Below are 21,419 nucleotides of genomic sequence, written 5' to 3'. Positions count from 1 at the left end.
AGATTTTGATTGATTCAATATAAGAGGACTTAAAATGAGAGAGATATAAATGGATCTCATTCAGGTTGCAAAGCGATAAATTATTTTTATAAACCACAGCATTACTCTATATAAATACACGAAGAATAAAAACATGAGAAATTGAGAAACTAGCTTATTCAAAAGATGTCACTATGGATAGTGTTAAAAGCAGTACAACTAAATTAAAGAAAATTGTGAAAATAAACAGGAATATAACTTTACAACACACAGCTGCGCAATAGCACCAAAAGATACAGTTTCGTTGAATAGTTTCATGAAGAAATTTTTTCATTTATTAAAAGCTCCATTAAATTTCTTTCTCATAATAATTCGATAATTAAAATTTAATAGCGAAGCGCAGAAGGCGTAGAATACGAGATTCAATTGAGGATATTACACTCTTATCCGACGTCTTTCAGATATTGGTTGAAATGCTAGCTTAGCATGAAAGGCACAATAGGGGCTATTTTCATCAGAATCTGCACCACAAAAATGAAAATCTGCTGATAATGGATCGCCAACCGGCCATCTACATGTATTTTCACTCAATTGTAGAAGATTAAGTTGACGTGATATAGGCACAACTACATTGGATTTTGTGGACATATCAACTTCTTTTACATCTTCCACTACAAATTCTGTCTTTAAAGCGGTTTCTTCAATACTTACAGATGATGTGTTTATTGGCGATACCGTGGATGTGTTGCGACGCACACGTGGAGATGATGGGCTGCTACTTCCCACGGGAGTTTTTTGCGCACGCGTGCTTCCTTGTGCTGTCTTACCACGTCCTGGTAACTTTAATCGATGTACTTTGCCGATGACTGCATTTCTGCTGACTCCACCTAATTGAGCAGCAATTTGACTTGCACTTAACCCTTCACTCCAAAGCTTTTTAAGAAGCTCAACGCGTTCACATGTCCAACCCATACCAGCACTCCATTCCGATTACGTCACTAAGATGCTCTCCCCCGTTGCATCTTCAAATGTTTAAATAATGTTTTCATTACGCTGAATGAAAGAACTTTACACTCTACGTGAGCATAAAAAAATCATCCAACCTGTGGATTTACAAATCAAAACACATCATCTTGCTTATTATATTGTAAATTACAATATGCACTCACTCTATGACAAGAGTCTTTACCTCTTGAAGAGTTTATTTAGAATGTTTTCCCCAACTTGCAAATCAATCATAGGTTAAACTTTCACTTTTGTTTAAGGCTTTTTCCCAAAATGCTTATTTGTAGAACCTTCATTGACTTTTTTTCAATTGGTGTAATGATCTATTCTATAGGTGTAATCACTAATCGTAATGAAATGTTGAAAGCACCGTAACGAAATATACCATGCTGTTTTATTTGTAGTGTTGCTTTATATATATATTGAAAAGACTAAAATATAAAGGGAATTATGATGGATGCCGTCTCTATACAACCACTTTATGAATGCTTCGCAAGACGAAATTTGCATTTTGAACAGGGGCATGGTGTATGGCTTATTTCCGATAAAGGAGACCATTATCTTGATTTCACATCTGGCATTGCTGTTAATGCATTAGGATATTCACATCCAAAATTGGTTGATACGCTCAAGATACAAGCTGAAAAACTTTGGCATGTTTCTAATATTTTTCAATCTCCTGAACAAGCATCTTTTGCCACGCGGCTTTGTGCAAATAGTTTTGCGGATAAGGTTTTTTTCTGCAATTCAGGCACTGAAGCATTGGAGTGCGCATTCAAAACGGCACGTCATTATTACTATGCTACTGGTCATTCAGAACGCATTGAAATAATTACTTTTGAAGGGGCATTTCATGGACGTACACTTGCTGCACTTGCTGCGACTGGGCATGAAAAGTATCTTGAAGGCTTTGGACCTAAAGCTGGTGGATTTATTCAAGTACCTTTTTGTGATGAAATCGCTTTGCGTAACGCTATTAATAAAAATACCGCCGCTATTCTTATTGAACCTATTCAAGGAGAAGGAGGAATACGAACGGTTTCTCATGAATATTTAAGATTTTTGCGTAAAATATGCGATGATAATGGTCTGTTGTTGATTTTGGATGAAGTGCAAACGGGCATGGGACGAACAGGAAAGCTTTTTGCTTATGAATGGAGTGATGTCACGCCTGATATTCTTACCCTCGCAAAAGGACTAGGAGGTGGATTTCCATTGGGCGCTTGCCTTGCAACGGATAAAGTTGCAAAAAGTATGATACTTGGAACGCATGGATCAACCTTTGGAGGAAATTTGCTTGGAATGGCTGTAGGAAATAGTGTTCTTGATGTTTTGTTAGAGCCAAGTTTTCTCATCCATGTTCAGCGCATGGGTGATAAACTAAAAAGTGGGCTTTTGCACATTCTCAATATCTATCCTGATATTATCTGCGCAGTTCAGGGGATGGGGCTTATGTTGGGTATTCAGTGTATTGTGCCTTCAAATCTTGTCGTTAATGCTTTGGAAAATGAATATCTCTTAAGCGTTGCAGCCAACAACAATGTTGTGCGCTTATTGCCTCCTCTTATCATTAGGGAAGAAGAAATAGATGAAAGTTTGCATCGTATTGAAAAAGCAATTTCCTATCTTTCGCAAATAAATAAAGAAAGACAAATATCACACATATGACAAATGCTCTTCGTCATTTCACGGATTTATCCATTTTAACGCCAGCAATGGCACGTGCACTGATTGATTATGCAAAAATTCTTAAAGCATCTTTTAAGGCAGGAAAAGGTTCAAAACCTTTTATAGGTAAAACACTCGCGATGATTTTTGAAAAACCATCCACACGAACCCGTATTTCATTCGATATCAGTATGCGCCAGCTTGGCGGAGATACGATCATGCTCACGGGTTCAGAGATGCAACTTGGTCATAGTGAAACCATAGCTGATACGGCGCGCGTTTTATCCCGTTTTGTGGATATTGTGATATTGCGAACAACGAAACACCAACGTATGCTCGAATTGGCGCAATATGCACAAATTCCTGTCATTAATGCCCTTACAGATGATACACATCCTTGCCAAATTCTAGCAGATATCTTAACCTATGAGGAACATAGAGGGCCTATTTCTGGTAAAATATTTGCGTGGATGGGGGATGGTAATAATGTGCTCCATTCCTTAATTGAAGCCGCAGCTCTTTTTGGTTTTCATTTGCGTATTGCTACTCCAAAGGGCAGTGAACCACAGGAAAAATTTATACATTGGGCACGTGAGCGAGGAGCACATCTTATGCTAACCCATGATCCCCAAAAAGCAGCTCAAGATGCTGATTGTATTATGACCGACACATGGGTCTCTATGGGACAAGAATTTCGTGCTCGCAGTCGTTCTATTTTTCAGCCTTATCAAGTCAATGAATCTCTCATGAAATTAGCAAAACCTGATGCTCTTTTTATGCATTGTCTTCCTGCTCATCGTGGTGAAGAAGTGGTTGATTCTGTGATTGATGGACCGCACTCCGTTGTTTTCGATGAGGCTGAAAATCGTCTTCATGCTCAAAAAGCAATTCTTTCTTGGTGTTTACAAGATGCGTTTTTCTCTCCACAATAGCCTCCCTACAACAAATTATATAAAAAAGGCAAAGCTATGAGTGAACAAGCTAAAGATGAAGCCTCTCTCAACAACAACTTCTTGCATGAAGATGATAGTGTTATTCCCTTTCAAGTTGAAGAACTTGATATCCGTGGACGTGCCGTACAACTTGGGGAAACTTTAAATTCTATTCTCACAAGACATCAATACCCTGAACCGGTTTCTTATCTTCTAGCAGAAGCTTTACTTTTAACGGTTCTGCTTGGAACTTCTCTAAAACTTACGGGAAAATTTATTTTACAAACTCATTCCGATGGACCAGTTAATATGTTGGTGTGCGATTTTTCGCCTCCTTCCAGTTTACGTGGATACGCTCGTTTTGATAAAGAACAGCTTAAACAAGCCATAGACAATAATCAAATCTCTTCAGAAATACTTTTAGGAAAAGGCACTTTAGCTTTCACAATTGATCAAGGTCCCCATATGCAACCTTATCAAGGGATAGTTGCATTAGATGGATCAAATTTACAAGAAGCTTCTCGTATTTATTTTGATCAATCAGAACAAATTCCTACCGATATCCGTTTGGCTGTTGCTATATTAATTAATCGTGACCAACAAGGAAAACCGCAGAAAAGCTGGCGAGCTGGAGGTATTTTGACCCAACTTTTGCCCCAATCATCGTCTCATCACAAGCGAGAAGAAACGAAAACTCATATCCAATTGGATAACCAATGGCAGGAAGCTAAAATACTCATGAAAACGATTGAAAGTTCAGAATTAACGGATCCCCAGGTCGGTAGTAAACAGCTCTTGTTCCGTCTTTTTCATGAACAAGGTGTTAGAGTTTTTAACCCTTTTTCTCTTGTTGATCAATGTTCTTGTTCACACGAAAAAATTAAAGGAATCCTAGAAGGCTTTTCTATTGATGAACGCAATAAAATGGTTCAAAATAAATATATTTCAGTTACATGTGAATTTTGCTCAAAAATGTATCGTTTTACAGCGCAAGAATTTTTGGAAGAAAAAACATAATCAAACATTTTTCATTAAAAAATGATGATTGCAACAAAAGCCTATTTTATTTGCGTCATAAAAGTTTACGCATAAGCTCATATGAACTTCTAGAATATTTCTTTCTTTAGCTTTTTTCGATGTATGCCAATGATCTTTCTTTTGCAATCAGTATTAATATCATACAGTACCTTCAATATATTGATTTATAATAGTAATTTATCGTTTTGCATGTTGAATGAGAGTCCAGAATATTGTAAAGTTCTCTCATGGCAAATCTCTTTTATATTGCATCAATTAAAATCACTTGCTTGCACGTTACAAGCAGAGCTGGCGTGGGGGTAAAACACGAAAAAAGGTGTAAAAATCCTTCTGAATCGTCTCAAGTGCCAAGGCTATGTCGTAATACCCCAGAGCTGGCAAAATGTGTGGTGATAATAGCTTGCTATTTATATTAAGCGTAAAAATGGTGGTGCTCTATAAAACGGTATACATAGCGTGGTAAAACTGGATGTTTTTACTTACAAGTCTGCATTATTATATTTTTCAACTTAAAATATTGCCAATTATTTTCATATTTAGATGATTCATAAAAAGTATTTTTAGCCTTTTCTTAAACATTTTTTTAATTCAACATAAAGAAATTTGAAAAAATCTCATAGTATTCGGTGTTTTCATTTAATAGATAAAAATGGTAAAAATTATTTAAAATCAATATGTCGATATTTTATTTGTCTTCTGTCATAATCGCTTGTTCAATTTTTGGTAGAATTTTTTTTTGATAAATTTGCCATGTTAAGGGACCAGCATGTTTGGCAATAATAATACTCTCTTTATTCAAGAGAAAGGTTTCTGGTGGTCCATACACCCCCCAGTCAATAGCTGTATATCCTGAGACATCAAAGCCAATAAATTTAAAAGGATTACCAAAACTGTTTAAAAAGCGCAGGGCGTTTGTTTTATTGTCTTTGTAATTAATACCAATCAGATCAAAACGTTTATCTTGTGCAATTTGCATAAGAATAGGATGCTCTTCGCGACAGGGCAAACACCAAGAGCCCCAAAAATTGACCAATGTAACACGTCCTTTAAACTGTTTTGAATTGAGATAACTTTCTTTATCAAGAAGAGGAAGATGAATATTGGGAGCAGGTTTTTCAGCCAATGCGTTTGGGAGAAGAGAAGAATCTTGAAGGTGTTTTTTATCCATAAAGTTGAAAAAAAACATCATGAGAAGAAGAAAAAGCACAAATGGTCCAAAAAAAACAAGCAGAACAGGTAAAGATATATTTTTTTTAAGTTTTAGAGGGATGTTTTTCATTATACTTTTCTTTTTGGGACAGCTCTTTTTTGTTTAGCTGTTGGAGAATTTTTTTTTGGTATAGGGCTTTGCAAAGAATATATCCAATAAGACATAAGAGGGATATTGCAGAAAGCACATAGCTTAAAACAACAATTTGCTCGTGTTTAAGGGTGCTCAGGAAAAAATCAATTTTCTGAGATAGATTTCCTAAAAGTCCGCCGTGGATGCCATTTAGGTCGAGCATGATGAAGCGTCCTGTTGTTGTGCACGACGGGATTTTTTAATCTGAAGTATTCGGATATAATGACGATTGATTTCATTTCGCATAGCCATCAAATAAAGAGCAATAAACATAAAGATGAAACAAAAGAGCATTGTTATAAGGGGCCATAACATAGCATTGTCGATTGTTGATCCTCCAGCACGTAACAATGATGCTGGTTGATGCAATGTATTCCACCAATTAACGGAAAATTTAATAACAGGGATATTAACAAATCCAACAAGTGTAAGAATTGCAGTAGCACGAGCGGCTTTTACTTGGTTGTCAAAAGCACGCCCAAGCAGGATAATGGAGAGATAGATAAAAAGCAGAATTAAAACTGATGTTAATCGTGCATCCCAAACCCACCATGTTCCCCATGTAGGTCGCCCCCAAAGCGCTCCTGTCATGAGAGCCAAGGCGGTAAAAATTGCCCCAATAGGCGCTCCACATTTAAGTGCTACATCAGCAAGATGATATTTCCAAATCAGGTTTCCTAAAGCCGCTGCACTCATCGTTACATAGCAGAATGTAGACAACCACGCAAAGGGTACATGAAGGTACATAATCTTAACAGTAATGCCTTGTTGATAGTCATCAGGGGAATGCATCACTAGAATAAGCCCTAAGATAAGGAAACACAATGTTATGCCGGCCAACCAAGGTAAGACGACTCTGCTTATTTTCATGAAAAGGGTGAAACTTGCAGGGAGTAACCTGATTTTATATGTACGAGATAGTTTATTCATAAAATTCATAATAGGCAGAGTTTTGCTATGCGGCAATCATCTTTTATTATTCTGATAAAAGTTTAAGCGTTATCGCAGCAACAAAAGAGCTAAAGAGACTCAAAAGAAGTGAAAAAGCGCTGAGAAGAGCTAGAGAAGTGAGAAAAGAGGTATTTGGGTTTATTGGGGCTGTAGCAGCGGAAACACCAAAAATCATAATTGGAATGATCCACGGCAAGATAATGATAAAAATAAGCAAAGTACTGTGCAACAATGAGGTTGCGAGTGCAGCGCCTATAGCACCAATAAAAATAATAGCTGGTGTTCCGCATAAAAGCGTAAGTATTGTTGTAAAAGTTATTACTACATCTAAATGGAGCATGAGGGCTAAAATAGGTGTGGCAAAAATAAGAGGAAGCATTGTTCCTACCCAATGGGCAAGACATTTTGTAAAGACAATTAGTGTAAAACTTTGTCTTTTTCCTGAAAGGATAAATTGGTCGAGATTACCATCATCGCGATCGATTTGGAAAAGTTTGTTCAGATTGAGGAGTCCTGCAAGAAGGGCCCCAAACCACAATATACCTGGTCCTATTTGTGCAAGAGTTTTGGGATCTGGTCCAATGGCAAAGGGGGTTATGACAACAACAGCGATAAAAAACAATAATCCTGTTAGTGAAGTGGCTTGTAGCGCTAATAATAGTTTAAGATCACGCCAGAACAGTGCTTTCATTTTATTCTCTCCTAGAGAGGTAAAAATTTTTCCAGAGCGATTTTATGGTTTTCTGGAATGCCTATGGAATTATGAGTTGCAGCGATAATCATACCACCTTGATTGAGATGACGCTGGAAAATACGAGCAAGGAGTTTTTGAGCATGGTTATCAAGCCCAGATATTGGTTCATCTAAAATCCAAAGAGGACGATAGGAGAGCAAAAGGCGAGCAATAGCTACGCGTCTTTGTTGTCCAGTTGACAGAGCGTTAAAGGGTAAATGTTCAAGGTTAGAAAGACCAATATCGGCAAGAGCTTCATGCGCAAAACGTAAATGTTGACCGTAAAAATCTGCCCAAAATTGCAAATTATCAATAACAGATAAGAGAGGTTTCATAGCATTTTGAGGACCAAGATAATGACAAGCAGTTGCAACAGGGTATATTTGATCATGGTCTTTAAGTATTATATAACCTTCAGCAGCCTCAAGAAGACCGACAATGATTCGGAGTAATGTAGACTTTCCGATACCATTAGGACCGGTGATTGTCATAAGTTGCTGTGAAAATAAACAAAAAGAAAGACCTTGAAACAGAACTTCCTCGTTTCTGTAAGCGGCTAAATCTTTGCCTGATAACACCATGTGATTGCCTATTTTGTTTTTATTTTCATATTCTTTATTGCATTATAGAATAAAAAACACATTTTTTATGCAATTGTACCTAGAATAGTTCTAGAAATAGTTCTATAAGGGATGCCTTGCATCAATATCTGGTGTAAAATGGTTTCTGGCGCTGATTTCCGCATTATGCCTAGAGGGTGGAGGGGAAATGGATGGCGGAGGTAATTGCGTCTGCGCTCAAGCTGCGACCTTGACTCGTAGTTTGTGTTGTTCATTCCTGGAAATTGGGTGGTTATAGTATGAGGGTGGACAGTCATGACTCAAATTGATAGCTTTAATTGTCGTAGAGTATTAAATGTTGGTGGCAAAGAATATACTTATTATAGCTTGATTGAAGCGGAGAAGAACGGACTTGAAGGTGTTTCTCGTTTACCGTTTTCGATGAAAGTTATTCTCGAAAATTTATTGCGATTCGAAGATGGTCGCACAGTTAAAAAAGAGGATATCTTCAATGTTGCTAAGTGGTTAAACGACAAAGGGAGCGCTGGGGCAGAAATTGCTTACCGTCCTGCACGTGTTCTTATGCAGGATTTTACAGGTGTTCCAGCAGTTGTTGATCTTTCTGCAATGCGTGATGCTATGGTTAAACTTGGCGGTAACGCTGAAAAAATCAATCCTCTCATTCCCGTTGATCTCATCATTGATCACTCAGTTATTGTTGATGCTTTTGGCAATTCCATGGCTTTTAAGGAAAACGTTGAGCATGAATATGAACGTAATGGTGAACGCTACCGTTTCCTTAAATGGGGGCAACAAGCCTTTCAAAATTTTCGCGTTGTTCCTCCAGGAACAGGGATTTGTCATCAGGTTAACTTAGAATATTTAGCACAATGTGTATGGATGAAGAATGAAGAGGGCTGTGAGACGATTTATCCTGACACCTGTGTGGGAACTGATTCGCATACGACTATGGTAAATGGTTTAGGGGTTTTAGGTTGGGGTGTTGGTGGTATTGAAGCAGAAGCAGCAATGTTAGGCCAACCTGTTTCTATGTTGTTACCTGAAGTGATTGGTTTTCGTCTAACAGGTAAACTTAAGGAAGGTGTAACAGCCACCGATCTCGTATTAACGGTGACCCAAATGCTACGTCGGAAGGGTGTTGTCGGTAAATTTGTTGAGTTTTTTGGTCCTGGTTTGGAGCATATGACGCTTGCTGATCGGGCAACGATTGGAAATATGGCACCTGAATATGGAGCAACGTGTGGTTTTTTCCCAATTGATAAGGAGACAGTGCGTTATCTCAATATGACAGGGCGTGATGAAAGTCGGATTGCCTTAGTGGAGGCTTACACCAAAGCACAAGGGATGTGGCATGATGAAATGGTGGCTCATCCCATTTTTAGTGATACAATTGAATTAGATATGGGAACCGTTGTCCCTTCTATGGCTGGTCCTAAACGTCCTGAAGGACGTATTGCATTGGAAAATGTTGGGCAGGGTTTTGAGAAGGCATTGGTCGAAGACTATAAGAAGACTTCTGGACAAGATAAGCGTTATCAGGTTGAAGGTGAAGAATATACGCTTGGTCACGGTGATGTGGTGATCGCTGCGATTACGTCGTGTACGAATACATCGAATCCAAGTGTTCTTATTGCTGCGGGTCTTTTGGCACGAAATGCTGTGGCAAAGGGTCTTAGGAGTAAACCATGGGTAAAAACTTCTCTTGCACCTGGTTCACAAGTCGTTGAAGCTTACCTTCAAAATTCGGGTCTGCAAAAAGATTTAGATGCATTAGGATTTAACTTAGTAGGATTTGGGTGCACAACATGTATTGGGAATTCTGGTCCTTTGCATCCAGCTATTTCCAAAACGATTAATGACAATGGTATAATTGCATCTGCGGTTCTTTCAGGAAATCGTAATTTTGAAGGGCGTGTTTCCCCTGATGTGCAAGCGAATTATTTAGCTTCACCACCGTTAGTTGTTGCACATGCGCTCATCGGGACGGTGTGTAAAGATTTAACCAAGGAGCCTCTAGGTGAAGATTCAAATGGCCATCCCATTTATTTGAGAGATATTTGGCCAACTTCTCAAGAAATACAGGAGTTTATCGAAAAAAATGTCACGCGGAAGGTTTTTGCCGAAAAGTATGCAGATGTTTTTAAGGGAGATAAAAATTGGCAAAAAGTTCAGATTCCTACGGGTTCTACCTATTCTTGGGATGAGCAATCCACCTATGTACGCAATCCACCTTATTTCGATGATATGCAGAAAACACCTGATATCTTACCAGATATTAAAGATGCACGGATTTTAGGTTTATTTGGTGATAAAATCACGACGGATCATATTTCTCCTGCTGGTTCTATTAAAGCAGCTTCTCCTGCCGGAAAATATTTAATGGATCATGGTGTTAAAGTGGCTGATTTTAATCAGTATGGAACGCGTCGTGGGAATCATGAAGTTATGGTGCGTGGGACCTTTGCCAATATTCGCATTCGTAATTTCATGTTAGGGGAAAATGGTCGAGAAGGAGGTTATACGGTTCATTATCCGTCAGCGGTAGAACAAACTATTTACGATGCAGCAATGGCGTATAAACAAGAAGGTATTCCACTCGTTGTTTTTGCAGGTATTGAATATGGTAATGGATCATCCCGCGATTGGGCTGCCAAGGGGACCAATCTTCTTGGTGTCAAAGCAGTGATTGTGCAGTCTTTTGAAAGGATTCATCGCTCTAATCTTGTTGGTATGGGCATTGTCCCTTTTGTCTTTGAAGAGGGGCTAAGTTGGAAATCTTTAGGCTTAAAGGGAGATGAAAAGGTGACAATTGAAGGGATTCATAACTTGAAACCTCGTCAAAAGACTGTAGCGAAAATTACTTTTTCTGATGGTACGGTAAAAACCGTTCCATTATTATGCCGTGTTGATACTGAAGATGAGCTAGATTATTTGCATCATGGTGGAATTTTGCAATATGTCTTGCGTAAGTTAGCCGTTTAAATTCTTTTGTTTGTTAAGGAATATCTATTATTAAGCTATAAAGTTGCGGATCAAAGAGTTTAGCTTCGTTTTTTTATGGCTATCTTTGAAAATCTAATTGACGTTAGCTTTAGGATTGCGCTATAATCCACACGGTTATAGGCAGATTTATAGTTTTGCTTGGGTTGGATTTATTTATATTGGTAGAGTTGTTATTGAGACTCATTTTACCAAGGTGTTGAAAGAGAGATTATATTTATGGCGAATACACCTTCTGCTCGAAAAGCGGTGCGCAAGGTTGCGGCGCGCACACAGGTTAATAAGGCCCGCCGTTCACGCGTTCGTACTTTTATACGTAAGTTTGATGACGCTTTAGCGGGTGGCGATAAGGCATCTGCAGAGATTGCATTTAAGAATTTTGAGCCTGAAATTATGCGTGCAGTTTCTAAAGGGATTTTTCATAAAAATGCTGCTGCGAGGAAAGTATCACGTTTAGCTAAACGTTTGAAGGCTCTCAGCGTTTAAGCTTTTCTCCTTTAATTGAGAACAAAGCCAGTATCCATGAGGATGCTGGCTTTTTGTTTATTATTTCAAAAAGTTTCTATTGAAAATAAGAATCGATAATGATTCTCCACTTGAAAAAGGAGAGAAAGTTTATAGGGGGAGGTATGGTTATCCACAAGCTTTGTGGATTTGTACAGAGTCTTTTTTGTCAAGCATTTTATTTTTTTTTTTAAATCTGAAGAGATTCTTTAATTATTGGTAAATTTAGAGAAAAAAAATGAATTGAATCAATATTTTTTTCAGTCCTCATTAATATAAGCATTTTTTTTGGGTTTTTTGATTTTATTTTGACCTCTTGCATTTTACCTCTGCTGTTTTGTATGGTTCTTATGAAGACTAAGAAGCATGAAGGGGTCACATCAGCGCATTATTCTGTATTTTGTTGAATACAAGATGTTTTGATTTAGGCTTTTCGAAACTTTTGTGTTGGAGAGGTTTTCTGACGGTTTTTTAGTTTTCTTAATGGATATGTTTACCATTTTAGAAGGGTGGGTCATATCATGAGTGCAAATAAATCTTATTGGTCATCTTTGTTAGTGGGGTTGTGATGAGGCTATCCTAGGGGAGGGTGAGTAATCTTATTTGGGGTAGGGCGTTTTGCCTTCGCTAGGTTTATTTTAGTTGTTTGGCAGGACAAAATTTTATTTTTATCAGGATGGAAGATGGTGGATAAATTGAACTCTAAAGCTAGTTCCTTTAAAAGGGTTTCGGTAAATATCCTGTCGGCAGAGAACATAATAAAGAATAGGATGACGGAAAGTGATGAGAACGTTTGTAGAAATGCTTCTATAGGGCATTCTATTGTTTCAGAGGAGGAAAGTGCGGCGGCTTTTATACGTGTTATGGCGCAATTAAAGGTGCAGGTTGGTGTTGAGGCTTATACCAGTTGGTTTGGACGTGTGAAGCTTGCTGAATATAGTCATACTCTTGTAAAGCTTTCTGTTCCTACTGCTTTTTTACGTTCATGGATTAATAATCACTATGGTTCTCTTTTGACTCATTTATGGAAACAAGAGAATTCAGCAATTCTTCGTGTTGAAGTTATTGTTCGTGGTATGGAACGCGTTTCAAGAGATGTCGTTTGTAAAAGAAGTGTTCCTCCTGTTGTGCTAGAGGAGCAGGCGACTTCATCGTTTGTTGAAAGTTGCGCAGAGCATTCAGTTAAGAATTCTCAAACGGGAGTTTTTGGATCTCCACTTGATTCTCGCTATACTTTTGAAAGTTTTGTTGAGGGGGCTTCTAATCGTGTTGCTTTAGCAGCTGCGCGTTCCATTGCAGAGGGGCATAAAAGTGCCTTACGTTTTAATCCTCTTTTTATTCACGCATCTGTTGGCTTAGGAAAAACACATTTGCTTCAAGCGATTGCTGCTTCTGCATTGAAGCGTTTAACGTCTGTGCGCGTTATTTATTTAACTGCTGAATATTTTATGTGGCGTTTTGCAACAGCTATTCGTGATAATGATGCTCTTTCTTTTAAAGAACAGCTTCGTGATATCGACCTTTTGATTATTGATGATATGCAGTTTTTGCAGGGTAAGTCGATACAACATGAGTTTTGCCATTTGCTTAATATGTTACTTGATAGTGCAAAACAGGTTGTTGTCGCTGCAGATCGTCCACCAGCAGAATTAGAATCGCTTGATCTTCGCGTTCGCTCTCGTCTTCAGGGAGGGGTAGCTCTTGAAATTGAAGCACCAGATTATGAAATGCGTTTGCAAATGTTGCGCCAGCGGTTGAAGGTGGCACAACAAGATGATGGCATGGTATCAATTTCTGATGATATCTTGGAATATATTGCGAAAACGGTTTTAGGGTCGGGGCGTGATATTGAAGGTGCGTTTAATCAGCTCTTGTTTCGTCAATCTTTTGAGTCTGATTTATCTTTAGAGCGGATTGATGAATTATTAGGTCATTTGACACGTCCTGGTGAACCTAAGCGTATTCGGATTGAAGAAATTCAGCGTACGGTAGCACGCCATTATAATGTTTCTAAACAGGACTTGTTATCTAATCGTCGAACACGTACGGTTGTGAAGCCACGGCAAGTTGCAATGTATTTAGCAAAAGTATTAACTCCTCGCTCATTACCAGAAATTGGGCGCCGTTTTGGTGGGCGAGATCATACAACAGTTTTACACGCTGTGCGTAAAATTGAAGATTTGGTTTGTGGTGATCAGACCTTGGCTAAGGAACTTGAGTTGCTTAAGCGGTTGATTGGAGAACAGGCTGTATAGTGTTTATCGTTTCTTTCTTTGGAGAGACTTTAAAGAATTTAATGAAAAGATTTATTTTTTCTTATGCAGGAGTGACTTGCCATTTTAAGAGAGGTTTAATAAACTCTAGCAGGCGATTCTCTAAAGGGATCTATTCTTTAATTCTAAGGAATTCTTATAGTTTTTAGTAAATCATACGGGGCTTTTATGCGTATTACAGTTGATCGCAGTCAATTTCTCAAGTCTCTTGGTCGGGTTCACCGTGTGGTAGAGCGCCGTAATACTGTTCCTATTTTATCGAATGTGTTGATTGATGCAGAAAATGGCCGTGTACAGTTAAAAGCAACAGACCTTGATTTAGAGGTTATGGAATCTTTTGCAGTTAATGTTAAACAAGCTGGAGCAACAACTGTTCCGGCACATTTGCTCTATGATATCATTCGAAAACTTCCTGATAGCAATGAAGTTGTATTATCCCTCGATGAGAATCAAGCAGGTACAATGTCCATTGTTTCGGGTTGTGCACATTTTCAGCTTCAATGTCTTCCGAGGGCAGACTTTCCAGAGTCGCTTCCTGGGCAATTTGGTTATCGTTTTTCTCTATCGGCATCAGGCTTAAAACATTTACTTGATTGTACACAATTTGCTATTTCTACTGAAGAAACCCGTTATTATCTTAATGGTATTTATTTCCATATTATTAATGATGGTGTTTTGAAATTGCGTTTGGTTGCAACTGATGGTCATCGTTTGGCACAAGTTGAGATGGAAGCTCCTTCGGGAGTTGAAGGAATGCCTGGTGTTATTGTTCCCCGTAAAGCTGTAGGAGAATTGCAAAAACTTCTTTCAGAAGAAAATGATAGCGATGTATGTATAGAGCTTTCGGAGACAAAAATTCGTTTTTCTATAGGCTCTGTGATTTTTACATCAAAATTAATTGATGGAACATTTCCAGATTATCAACGTGTTATCCCTCTTGGAAATGATAAAGAATTAATTGTTAATAGGCAGGACTTTTCTTCTGCAGTTGATCGTGTTTCAACGATTTCAAGTGATCGGGGGCGTGCAGTTAAATTAACGATTGAGCATGGACAGTTAAGGCTTGTTGTTAATAGCCCAGATTCGGGCAGTGCAGAAGATCAATTATCAGTAACTTATGCATCTGAACCGCTTGAGATAGGATTTAATTCACGTTATCTTTTGGATATTGCTGGGCAGCTTTCAAGTGATGAGATGGTTTTTATGTTGGCTGAGGCTGGAGCACCAGCTCTGATTCGTGATAATGATGATGCGGATGTGCTCTATGTACTGATGCCTATTCGCGTTTAGGGGCAGTTGTTTTGCAATGCATAGCCAGTCATGTGCACAAAGTGGCAGTGAGGCAGCTGAAGCTTTTACGTTATCGCAATTATTCTTTTTTCAATATTCATTTTTCTGGTCAGCATGTGGTTTTTACTGGGCATAATGGTGCTGGTAAGACGAATCTTTTAGAGGCGTTATCTTTTCTTTCTCCTGGTCGTGGTTTGCGGCGTGCTGTTTATTCTGACGTTAGTTTTGTAGATGGTGGTGGTGGAGGATTTGTTGTATTTGCGCGTCTTGAATGCGCTCTTTATGGTGAAGTAAAGATTGGTACAGCTTTTGAGGTTAGCGATAACAGTCGAAAGGTCCATATTAATGGTGTGAATGAGTCGAGTGATTGCCTAACAGATTATTGTCATATTAGTGTCCTAACACCGTCTATGGATGGTCTTTTTACAGGTCCTTCACTTGAGCGCCGTAGTTTTTTGGACCGTATGGTTTTGGCGATTGATCCCTTGCATAGGCGCCGCATAGCCGATTATGATAGAGCTATGCGCGCACGTAATCGTTTGTTTTTAGATGGAAATGAAGATTGTGCTTGGTTTGATGCTTTAGAAAAGCAAATGGCAGAATTGGCGACAGCTATTTCTGCGGCGCGTGTTGATGTTATTCGTCTTTTAAATGACATGTTTACACAAATGCCCTCACAGATACCTTTTCCACGAGCTTTTTTGCAAATTGATGGTTTTTTAGAAACAGCTCTTAGTGAAATATCAGCAACTGAAGTTGAAGAACAATTTTGTGATCGATTGCGGCATAATCGCGCAATGGATCGTGCTGCTGGTCGGACGTTAGAAGGACCACATCGTGCAGATTTGCAGGTTTTTTATGCTGATAAAAATAGAGCAGCAACATCTTGTTCAACAGGTGAACAAAAAGCGCTGCTAACAGGTTTAGTTTTGTGTCATGCACGTCTAACAGGTATGATGTCGGAAAGATCTCCCATTCTTCTTCTTGATGAAATGGCTGCCCATCTTGATTCGCATCGACGTGCTGCTCTATTTGATATTCTTGATGATTTAGCTGTACAAACATTTATGACAGGAACAGATCGTCTTTTATTTGATGACTTAAAAGGACGCGCAGAATTCTTTGAGATTAAGGATGGAGCTTTATTGCCGTAAAAACATGCTAAATATTTTTTTAATAAGTGATAGGTCTGAAAGAAAAGGCTTGCTATGTCAGAGATAATAACGATTTTAAATGGTCCTAATTTAAATTTTCTAGGTCAACGTGAGCCAGAAATTTATGGAACTGAAACTCTAGAAGATATTGAAAAAAGATGCAGAGAATGGGCAAAAAAAAATGATATTATAATAAATTTTTATCAAAGTAACTATGAAGGGCAATTAGTGGCATGGATACAAGAAGCAATAGAGGCAAGTTCTGGATTGATCATTAACCCAGCGGCTTACAGTCATACATCTGTTGCACTTCTTGATGCCCTAAAAATGTTTTCAGGGCCGAAAGTAGAAGTTCATTTATCTCATATTTATCAGCGTGAAGCTTTTCGTCACCATTCTTATACATCTGCAGGTGTAGACGCTATCATAACTGGGTGTGGAGGTGATGGATATCGGTTTGCACTTGAGTATATTGCAAAACAATTAAGCAAAACAATTAAATTGTGATAGGTAAAGAGTAAGCGTTTAATAAGAGTAATATAGGCATTTAATTCTCTTGATAATTATTTTCAAATCTGTACAATGTGAGGTATATATTTATGACAGTTTTTAGTGCGTATGACGGGGGTAAATAGAGATGAAAAGCTTTGTTAGACAATTAGAAATGCTTGTGATTTTAGGGGGAGCACTGCTTTTGTCTGGTTGTAAAATTGATGTTATGCAGCCATCAGGTTATGTTGCACGTCAACAGCTCATTTTGATCGTTGTTTGTGTGGTGGTGATGCTTTGTATTGTTATCCCAGTTATGGTAAGTGTGGTATTTTTAGCTATAAAATATCGTGCATCGAATATGAAAGCGGACTATTCTCCTGATTGGGCACATTCAAATAAAATTGAAGCATTGATGTGGGGTATTCCAGTTGTAATTGTAATGGTTTTAGGTTCATTAACAGCTTATTATACCTATAAGCTTGAACCTACAAATCCTCTTCCAGTGGAAGTTGTAGGTGAAGGAAAGCCATTACAGATTGATGCTGTTGCTCTTGATTGGAAATGGCTTTTTATTTATCCTGAATACGGTGTTGCATCGATTAATGAGATTTATGCGCCTGAAGGACGTCAAGTTTTATTGCAATTGACGTCAGAGAATTCTGTCAATGCTTTTTGGGTTCCCAAATTGGGTACAGTTCTTTACGCTATGCCGCAGATGAATGCTAAGTTGCATTTGGTCGCTGAAGAGCAAGGAGTATTCAAAGGAGCCTCAGCAAATTATAGTGGTGATGGTTTTTCGGGTATGCGGTTTAAGTGGCATTCTGTGTCTTTGCAGGATTTTGAGGATTGGATTGTAAAAGCTCGGGCTAATGGTCGAGTACTTGATCGTTCATCTTATCGTCAACTTTCTATTGCGCCTCGTATGGGTGATATTGCTGCGAAGGAAAAAGATGCTGAAGTTCGTTATTTTGCACCTGTTGAGAAGCGGCTTTACTATCGTGTTGTTAATCGATGTGTCGATGAAAAGACGGTATGTAATGAAGATTTAATGAAACGTGCTGCTGCTCAGACGCTATGGGGTGCACTATGTTCAGTATTTGATCCTGATGTTATTTAACAGAGTCAATAAAGTAAAGAGCCCTTTTAACAAAGGTTTCTTTTAAACTTGAATTTCATTTGAAATGGGTTGAGAAATGTTTGGAAGACTTACAGATCCTACGGCAGGTGCTTTTCATGCGCTTGCACATGAACCGATCGTTTTGTATACATGTATTGCGATTGTTTTGGTTGGTTTAATTGCTGTTATTGCTCTAACAGTACTTGGGTGGTGGGGGATTCTATGGCGAAATTGGATTACAACGGTTGACCATAAACGCATAGGTATTATGTACATCGTTCTTGGAATTATTATGCTTGTTCGCGGTTTTGCGGACGCACTTATGATGCGAACGCATCAAGCTTTAGCTCTTGGGAGTGAAACAGCAGGTTATTTGCCCCCTGAGCATTTTGATCAAATTTTTTCGGCGCATGGTACGATCATGATTTTTTTCATGGCCACGCCTATTTTATTTGGTCTTTTTAATTATCTTATACCACTTCAAATTGGTGCGCGTGATGTTGCTTTTCCCTTTGCAAATAATCTAGGTTTTTGGATTACGGCTGCAGGGGCGATATTGATTAACATATCCCTAGGTGTTGGGAATTTTGGTCGTGGTGGTTGGTTGATGTATCCACCTTTTACAGAATTGCAAACGAGTCCAGATACAGGGGTAGATTATTATTTATGGTCACTTCAGCTTTCTGGTATTGCAACAACAATGGGATCAGTGAATTTTATTGCAACGATGATTAAAATGCGTGCTCCTGGAATGACAATGATGAGAATGCCTATTTTTTGTTGGAGTGCTTTTGTCAGCAATGTTCTTATTGTAGTCATTTATCCTGTTTTGGCTGTAGCATTTGCACTCTTGGCATGTGATCGTTATTTGAACATGAATTTCTTTACCAATGTTGGTGGCGGAAATCCGATGGTATGGATTAACTATGTTTGGGTTTTTGGTCATCCTGAGGTTTATGTTTTGGTTGTTCCTGCTTTTGGAATTGTTTCTGAAGTTGTATCAACTTTTTCTTCAAAACGCCTCTTTGGTTATACTTCAATGATATGGGCCATGTTGGTTATTTTGATTCTTTCGCTTCTTGTTTGGGGACATCATTTCTTCACAATGGGTGGGGGTGAAGCTGTAAATACCTTCTTTAGTATTGCTACGATGATTATTGCAGTTCCAACCGGTGTAAAAGTTTTTAATTGGCTGCTTACGATGTATAGAGGTCGGATTCGCTTTGAGCCTCCTATGCTTTGGTGCATGGGTATGATCTTTACATTTGTTGGTGGTGGATTAACAGGTGTTTTATTATCTATTGTTCCTGCTGATTGGCAGTTTCATAATTCGCTCTTTTTGATAGCACATTTCCATCATACAATTATTGGAGGTGTGGTTTTTGCGTACTTAGCAGGGATTGCATTTTGGTTTCCAAAAGTTTTTGGTTATAAACCAAATCGCATACTAGGTATTACATCTTTTTGGTGTTGGTTTATTGGTTTTTACCTTGCCTTTTTCCCCGTTTATGCGCTTGGTTTAATGGGGGCGACGCGTCGTTTGCAGCATTACATGGAACCTAGTTGGCAGCCGATGTTTATTATTGCTGCATTGGGTGCTTGTATTATCTTACTTGGTATCCTTTGTTTTGTGCTACAGGTTGTTTTGGCGATTTGGTACGGTATTAAGCATAAAGGGCACTTACCGGTAACATTAAATGATTCTTGGGGTGATGCACGTACACTTGAATGGTTTACCTCTTCACCGCCTCCTTCTTATAATTTTGCCCTCCTTCCAAAGATACAGTCTGATGATGCTTATTGGAATATGAAGAAAAGTGGTTATCAACGGCCGACAAGTGGATTTACAAAAATTCATATGCCATCGAATACATCGGCTGGAATTATTGCTGGCTTCTTCTCATTAGTTGTTGGTTTTGCGCTTGTTTGGCATATTTGGTGGCTTGTTGCGGTTGGACTGGTTGGTTTTATTGCAACGCTTGTGTGTCATTCATTAACAGGTGATCATCATGGTTACTATATTCCAGCTGAAGAAGTGCAAAAAACTGAAGATGCCTTTACGGCTGTTCTTAAAGAACAAGGAGTGACAGTATGAGTGCTGTAACAATGAATAACGCGAGTACTATAGATGAACTTCACCACGATAGTAGCTCGGTAATGACGTTTGGTTTTTGGGTCTATATTCTTTCAGACTTAATCCTGTTTTCGACACTGTTTTCAAGTTTTGCTGTATTTTCTGCTTCTTATGGTGGTAGTAAAGCGGGCAGTGAGTTTATAGATTTAAAGTTTGTTTTGGTTGAGACTGCTTTCTTGTTGTTTTCGTCCGTCACTTATGGCTTTGCAATGGTACAAGCACATAAAAATAACATCAGTGGTGTGCGTTTATGGATGGCTATTACCTTTGTATTGGGGTGTTGCTTCATTGGTATGGAACTTTACGAATTTCATGAACTTTTGAGTGAGGTTTTTTATTTTGATCCAAATGCTTATGCGGGTATTGATCCTGCAACAGGTTTACAGCTTTTTGGACGGGAAATTCTCTCTGCTTATTGGTCAGCATTTTTTGCTTTGGTTGGCACCCATGGACTTCACGTAAGTGTTGGCCTTCTTTGGATGGTTGTGATGTTTTTTCATCTTCGTCGTAATGGCTTGGATCAGAACAATAAAACACGTTTAGCATGTCTTTCCATTTTTTGGCATTTACTTGATATTGTATGGATTGGTGTTTTCACCATGGTTTATCTATTAGGAGCGTTGTGATGAGCGTGCAAAATGAAACACATGGTCCCAGTACTGGTTCCTATTTGGTTGGTTTTATTCTAGCTGTATTTTTCACTTTGGGTTCTTTTATTCCTGTGATGTATGGAATGATGGAAAGTTGGGCAGTTAGTACAAAGGTTGCGTATCTTATTGGGATGGCGATTATTCAGATTATAGTACAAATTGTTTTCTTTTTGCACTTGAATTCTGGTCCAGACGCCAAGTGGAATTTAAGCGCGTTGTGGTTTGCTGCTATTTGCGTTTTTGTTATTATTGGGGGAACTTGGTGGGCTATTTCTCATTTGAATTATAATATGATGGGTGGTTCAGGACGTGTTATTGAACCGGAAATATCAAGTAGAGATGATTCTTCAGTGTCTGAGCAGTTATCAAACAAAGATATCTCCGTAAGAAAACAGCCAGAAAAGATACAGGGCTCAGAGGTTTCGATGGAGCAAGGTGCAAGTACGCAAACTCCTGTAGATCAAGCACCTGGTTCAGAAATGCCCATGGGGCAGGGTCTAAGTACGCAAACTCCTGTAGATCAAGCACCTGGTTCAGAAATGCCCATGGGGCAGGGTCTAAGTACGCAAACTCCTG

The 21,419-nt window shown here is 38.6% G+C and carries 19 protein-coding genes; 13 read left to right on the top strand and 6 right to left on the bottom strand.

The features are described from left to right. Positions 1 to 414 precede the first annotated feature (414 nt). Positions 415 to 951 carry a GcrA family cell cycle regulator gene (locus ACFIQC_RS00260; protein ID WP_375617530.1) on the bottom strand — a complete coding sequence of 179 codons (537 nt, stop codon included), beginning with the start codon at positions 949 to 951 and terminating at the stop codon, positions 415 to 417. A 486-nt stretch (positions 952 to 1,437) separates the two neighbouring features. Here ACFIQC_RS00260 and ACFIQC_RS00255 point away from each other — a divergent pair, with 486 nt between their 5' ends. The 3 genes from ACFIQC_RS00255 to ACFIQC_RS00245 are packed head-to-tail and all read left to right on the top strand — an operon-like array spanning position 1,438 to position 4,601. Next, on the top strand, positions 1,438 to 2,652 hold the full coding sequence (locus tag ACFIQC_RS00255; RefSeq protein WP_375706624.1) for an aspartate aminotransferase family protein: 1,215 nt from the start codon (positions 1,438 to 1,440) through the stop codon (positions 2,650 to 2,652). Beyond that, complete coding sequence (argF, locus tag ACFIQC_RS00250) at positions 2,649 to 3,584, top strand: ornithine carbamoyltransferase (RefSeq protein WP_375629244.1); 936 nt, start codon at positions 2,649 to 2,651, stop codon at positions 3,582 to 3,584. Before ACFIQC_RS00255 ends, argF begins: the two co-directional genes overlap by 4 nt. A gap of 36 nt (positions 3,585 to 3,620) precedes the next feature. Then, positions 3,621 to 4,601: an Hsp33 family molecular chaperone gene (locus ACFIQC_RS00245; protein ID WP_375620842.1), complete on the top strand. Its 981-nt coding sequence runs from the start codon at positions 3,621 to 3,623 to the stop codon at positions 4,599 to 4,601. A 706-nt stretch (positions 4,602 to 5,307) separates the two neighbouring features. Here ACFIQC_RS00245 and ACFIQC_RS00240 read toward each other — a convergent pair. From ACFIQC_RS00240 to ccmA, 5 genes are read right to left on the bottom strand one after another with little or no spacing between them, the layout of a single operon-like run. Continuing rightward, positions 5,308 to 5,901 carry a DsbE family thiol:disulfide interchange protein gene (locus ACFIQC_RS00240; RefSeq protein ID WP_375620841.1) on the bottom strand — a complete coding sequence of 198 codons (594 nt, stop codon included), beginning with the start codon at positions 5,899 to 5,901 and terminating at the stop codon, positions 5,308 to 5,310. After that, positions 5,876 to 6,127: a hypothetical protein gene (locus ACFIQC_RS00235; RefSeq protein ID WP_375612828.1), complete on the bottom strand. Its 252-nt coding sequence runs from the start codon at positions 6,125 to 6,127 to the stop codon at positions 5,876 to 5,878. The genes ACFIQC_RS00240 and ACFIQC_RS00235 overlap by 26 nt, the downstream gene beginning before the upstream one ends. Beyond that, on the bottom strand, positions 6,115 to 6,894 hold the full coding sequence (locus ACFIQC_RS00230) for a heme ABC transporter permease (RefSeq protein ID WP_375611426.1): 780 nt from the start codon (positions 6,892 to 6,894) through the stop codon (positions 6,115 to 6,117). The genes ACFIQC_RS00235 and ACFIQC_RS00230 overlap by 13 nt, the downstream gene beginning before the upstream one ends. Before the next feature lie 46 nt (positions 6,895 to 6,940). After that, positions 6,941 to 7,606, bottom strand: a complete 666-nt coding sequence (gene ccmB / locus ACFIQC_RS00225; protein ID WP_375611427.1) for a heme exporter protein CcmB — start codon at positions 7,604 to 7,606, stop codon at positions 6,941 to 6,943. 11 nt (positions 7,607 to 7,617) lie between these two features. Further along, positions 7,618 to 8,229: a heme ABC exporter ATP-binding protein CcmA gene (gene ccmA / locus ACFIQC_RS00220; RefSeq protein ID WP_375706588.1), complete on the bottom strand. Its 612-nt coding sequence runs from the start codon at positions 8,227 to 8,229 to the stop codon at positions 7,618 to 7,620. A gap of 294 nt (positions 8,230 to 8,523) precedes the next feature. Between ccmA and acnA the strand changes: the two genes are divergently transcribed. The 10 genes from acnA to cyoD form a co-directional block, all read left to right on the top strand. Beyond that, complete coding sequence (acnA, locus tag ACFIQC_RS00215; RefSeq protein WP_375629256.1) at positions 8,524 to 11,211, top strand: aconitate hydratase AcnA; 2,688 nt, start codon at positions 8,524 to 8,526, stop codon at positions 11,209 to 11,211. 237 nt (positions 11,212 to 11,448) lie between these two features. Further along, the gene (gene rpsT, locus ACFIQC_RS00210) at positions 11,449 to 11,715 is read left to right on the top strand and encodes a 30S ribosomal protein S20 (RefSeq protein WP_375620840.1); all 267 of its coding nucleotides are present in this window, start codon (positions 11,449 to 11,451) and stop codon (positions 11,713 to 11,715) included. 701 nt (positions 11,716 to 12,416) lie between these two features. Further along, positions 12,417 to 13,988, top strand: coding sequence for a chromosomal replication initiator protein DnaA (gene dnaA / locus ACFIQC_RS00205; protein ID WP_375620839.1), 1,572 nt, complete (start codon positions 12,417 to 12,419; stop codon positions 13,986 to 13,988). A gap of 186 nt (positions 13,989 to 14,174) precedes the next feature. Further along, positions 14,175 to 15,296 (top strand): DNA polymerase III subunit beta, encoded by a 1,122-nt coding sequence (gene dnaN / locus ACFIQC_RS00200; protein ID WP_375620838.1) that lies wholly within the window; start codon positions 14,175 to 14,177, stop codon positions 15,294 to 15,296. 20 nt (positions 15,297 to 15,316) lie between these two features. After that, positions 15,317 to 16,450 carry a DNA replication/repair protein RecF gene (gene recF / locus ACFIQC_RS00195; protein WP_375611469.1) on the top strand — a complete coding sequence of 378 codons (1,134 nt, stop codon included), beginning with the start codon at positions 15,317 to 15,319 and terminating at the stop codon, positions 16,448 to 16,450. 54 nt (positions 16,451 to 16,504) lie between these two features. Further along, on the top strand, positions 16,505 to 16,957 hold the full coding sequence (gene aroQ / locus ACFIQC_RS00190) for a type II 3-dehydroquinate dehydratase (RefSeq protein ID WP_375611431.1): 453 nt from the start codon (positions 16,505 to 16,507) through the stop codon (positions 16,955 to 16,957). A 130-nt stretch (positions 16,958 to 17,087) separates the two neighbouring features. Next, positions 17,088 to 18,059: a ubiquinol oxidase subunit II gene (cyoA, locus tag ACFIQC_RS00185; RefSeq protein WP_375611432.1), complete on the top strand. Its 972-nt coding sequence runs from the start codon at positions 17,088 to 17,090 to the stop codon at positions 18,057 to 18,059. 76 nt (positions 18,060 to 18,135) lie between these two features. After that, positions 18,136 to 20,154 carry a cytochrome o ubiquinol oxidase subunit I gene (gene cyoB / locus ACFIQC_RS00180; protein ID WP_375611433.1) on the top strand — a complete coding sequence of 673 codons (2,019 nt, stop codon included), beginning with the start codon at positions 18,136 to 18,138 and terminating at the stop codon, positions 20,152 to 20,154. Further along, positions 20,151 to 20,819, top strand: a complete 669-nt coding sequence (locus ACFIQC_RS00175) for a cytochrome (ubi)quinol oxidase subunit III (RefSeq protein WP_375706587.1) — start codon at positions 20,151 to 20,153, stop codon at positions 20,817 to 20,819. Before cyoB ends, ACFIQC_RS00175 begins: the two co-directional genes overlap by 4 nt. Further along, positions 20,819 to 21,419, top strand: a 601-nt coding sequence (gene cyoD, locus ACFIQC_RS00170; protein WP_375640007.1) for a cytochrome o ubiquinol oxidase subunit IV, incomplete at its 3' end; no start/stop codon positions are given. The genes ACFIQC_RS00175 and cyoD, both read left to right, overlap by 1 nt.

The sequence above is a fragment of the Bartonella sp. AA126HLJHH genome (assembly GCF_042197425.1).
In the GTDB taxonomy this organism is placed as follows: domain Bacteria; phylum Pseudomonadota; class Alphaproteobacteria; order Rhizobiales; family Rhizobiaceae; genus Bartonella.
This window is presented reverse-complemented; position numbering and strand designations above follow the sequence as displayed.

Coding starts and splice junctions, on each gene's coding strand:
- ACFIQC_RS00260 (WP_375617530.1), bottom strand. CDS start 951: ATGGGTTGGACATGTGAACGCGTTGAGCTTCTTAAAAAGCTTTGGAGT.
- ACFIQC_RS00255 (WP_375706624.1), top strand. CDS start 1,438: ATGGATGCCGTCTCTATACAACCACTTTATGAATGCTTCGCAAGACGA.
- argF (WP_375629244.1), top strand. CDS start 2,649: ATGACAAATGCTCTTCGTCATTTCACGGATTTATCCATTTTAACGCCA.
- ACFIQC_RS00245 (WP_375620842.1), top strand. CDS start 3,621: ATGAGTGAACAAGCTAAAGATGAAGCCTCTCTCAACAACAACTTCTTG.
- ACFIQC_RS00240 (WP_375620841.1), bottom strand. CDS start 5,901: ATGAAAAACATCCCTCTAAAACTTAAAAAAAATATATCTTTACCTGTT.
- ACFIQC_RS00235 (WP_375612828.1), bottom strand. CDS start 6,127: ATGCTCGACCTAAATGGCATCCACGGCGGACTTTTAGGAAATCTATCT.
- ACFIQC_RS00230 (WP_375611426.1), bottom strand. CDS start 6,894: ATGAATAAACTATCTCGTACATATAAAATCAGGTTACTCCCTGCAAGT.
- ccmB (WP_375611427.1), bottom strand. CDS start 7,606: ATGAAAGCACTGTTCTGGCGTGATCTTAAACTATTATTAGCGCTACAA.
- ccmA (WP_375706588.1), bottom strand. CDS start 8,229: ATGGTGTTATCAGGCAAAGATTTAGCCGCTTACAGAAACGAGGAAGTT.
- acnA (WP_375629256.1), top strand. CDS start 8,524: ATGACTCAAATTGATAGCTTTAATTGTCGTAGAGTATTAAATGTTGGT.
- rpsT (WP_375620840.1), top strand. CDS start 11,449: ATGGCGAATACACCTTCTGCTCGAAAAGCGGTGCGCAAGGTTGCGGCG.
- dnaA (WP_375620839.1), top strand. CDS start 12,417: ATGGTGGATAAATTGAACTCTAAAGCTAGTTCCTTTAAAAGGGTTTCG.
- dnaN (WP_375620838.1), top strand. CDS start 14,175: ATGCGTATTACAGTTGATCGCAGTCAATTTCTCAAGTCTCTTGGTCGG.
- aroQ (WP_375611431.1), top strand. CDS start 16,505: ATGTCAGAGATAATAACGATTTTAAATGGTCCTAATTTAAATTTTCTA.
- cyoA (WP_375611432.1), top strand. CDS start 17,088: ATGAAAAGCTTTGTTAGACAATTAGAAATGCTTGTGATTTTAGGGGGA.
- cyoB (WP_375611433.1), top strand. CDS start 18,136: ATGTTTGGAAGACTTACAGATCCTACGGCAGGTGCTTTTCATGCGCTT.
- ACFIQC_RS00175 (WP_375706587.1), top strand. CDS start 20,151: ATGAGTGCTGTAACAATGAATAACGCGAGTACTATAGATGAACTTCAC.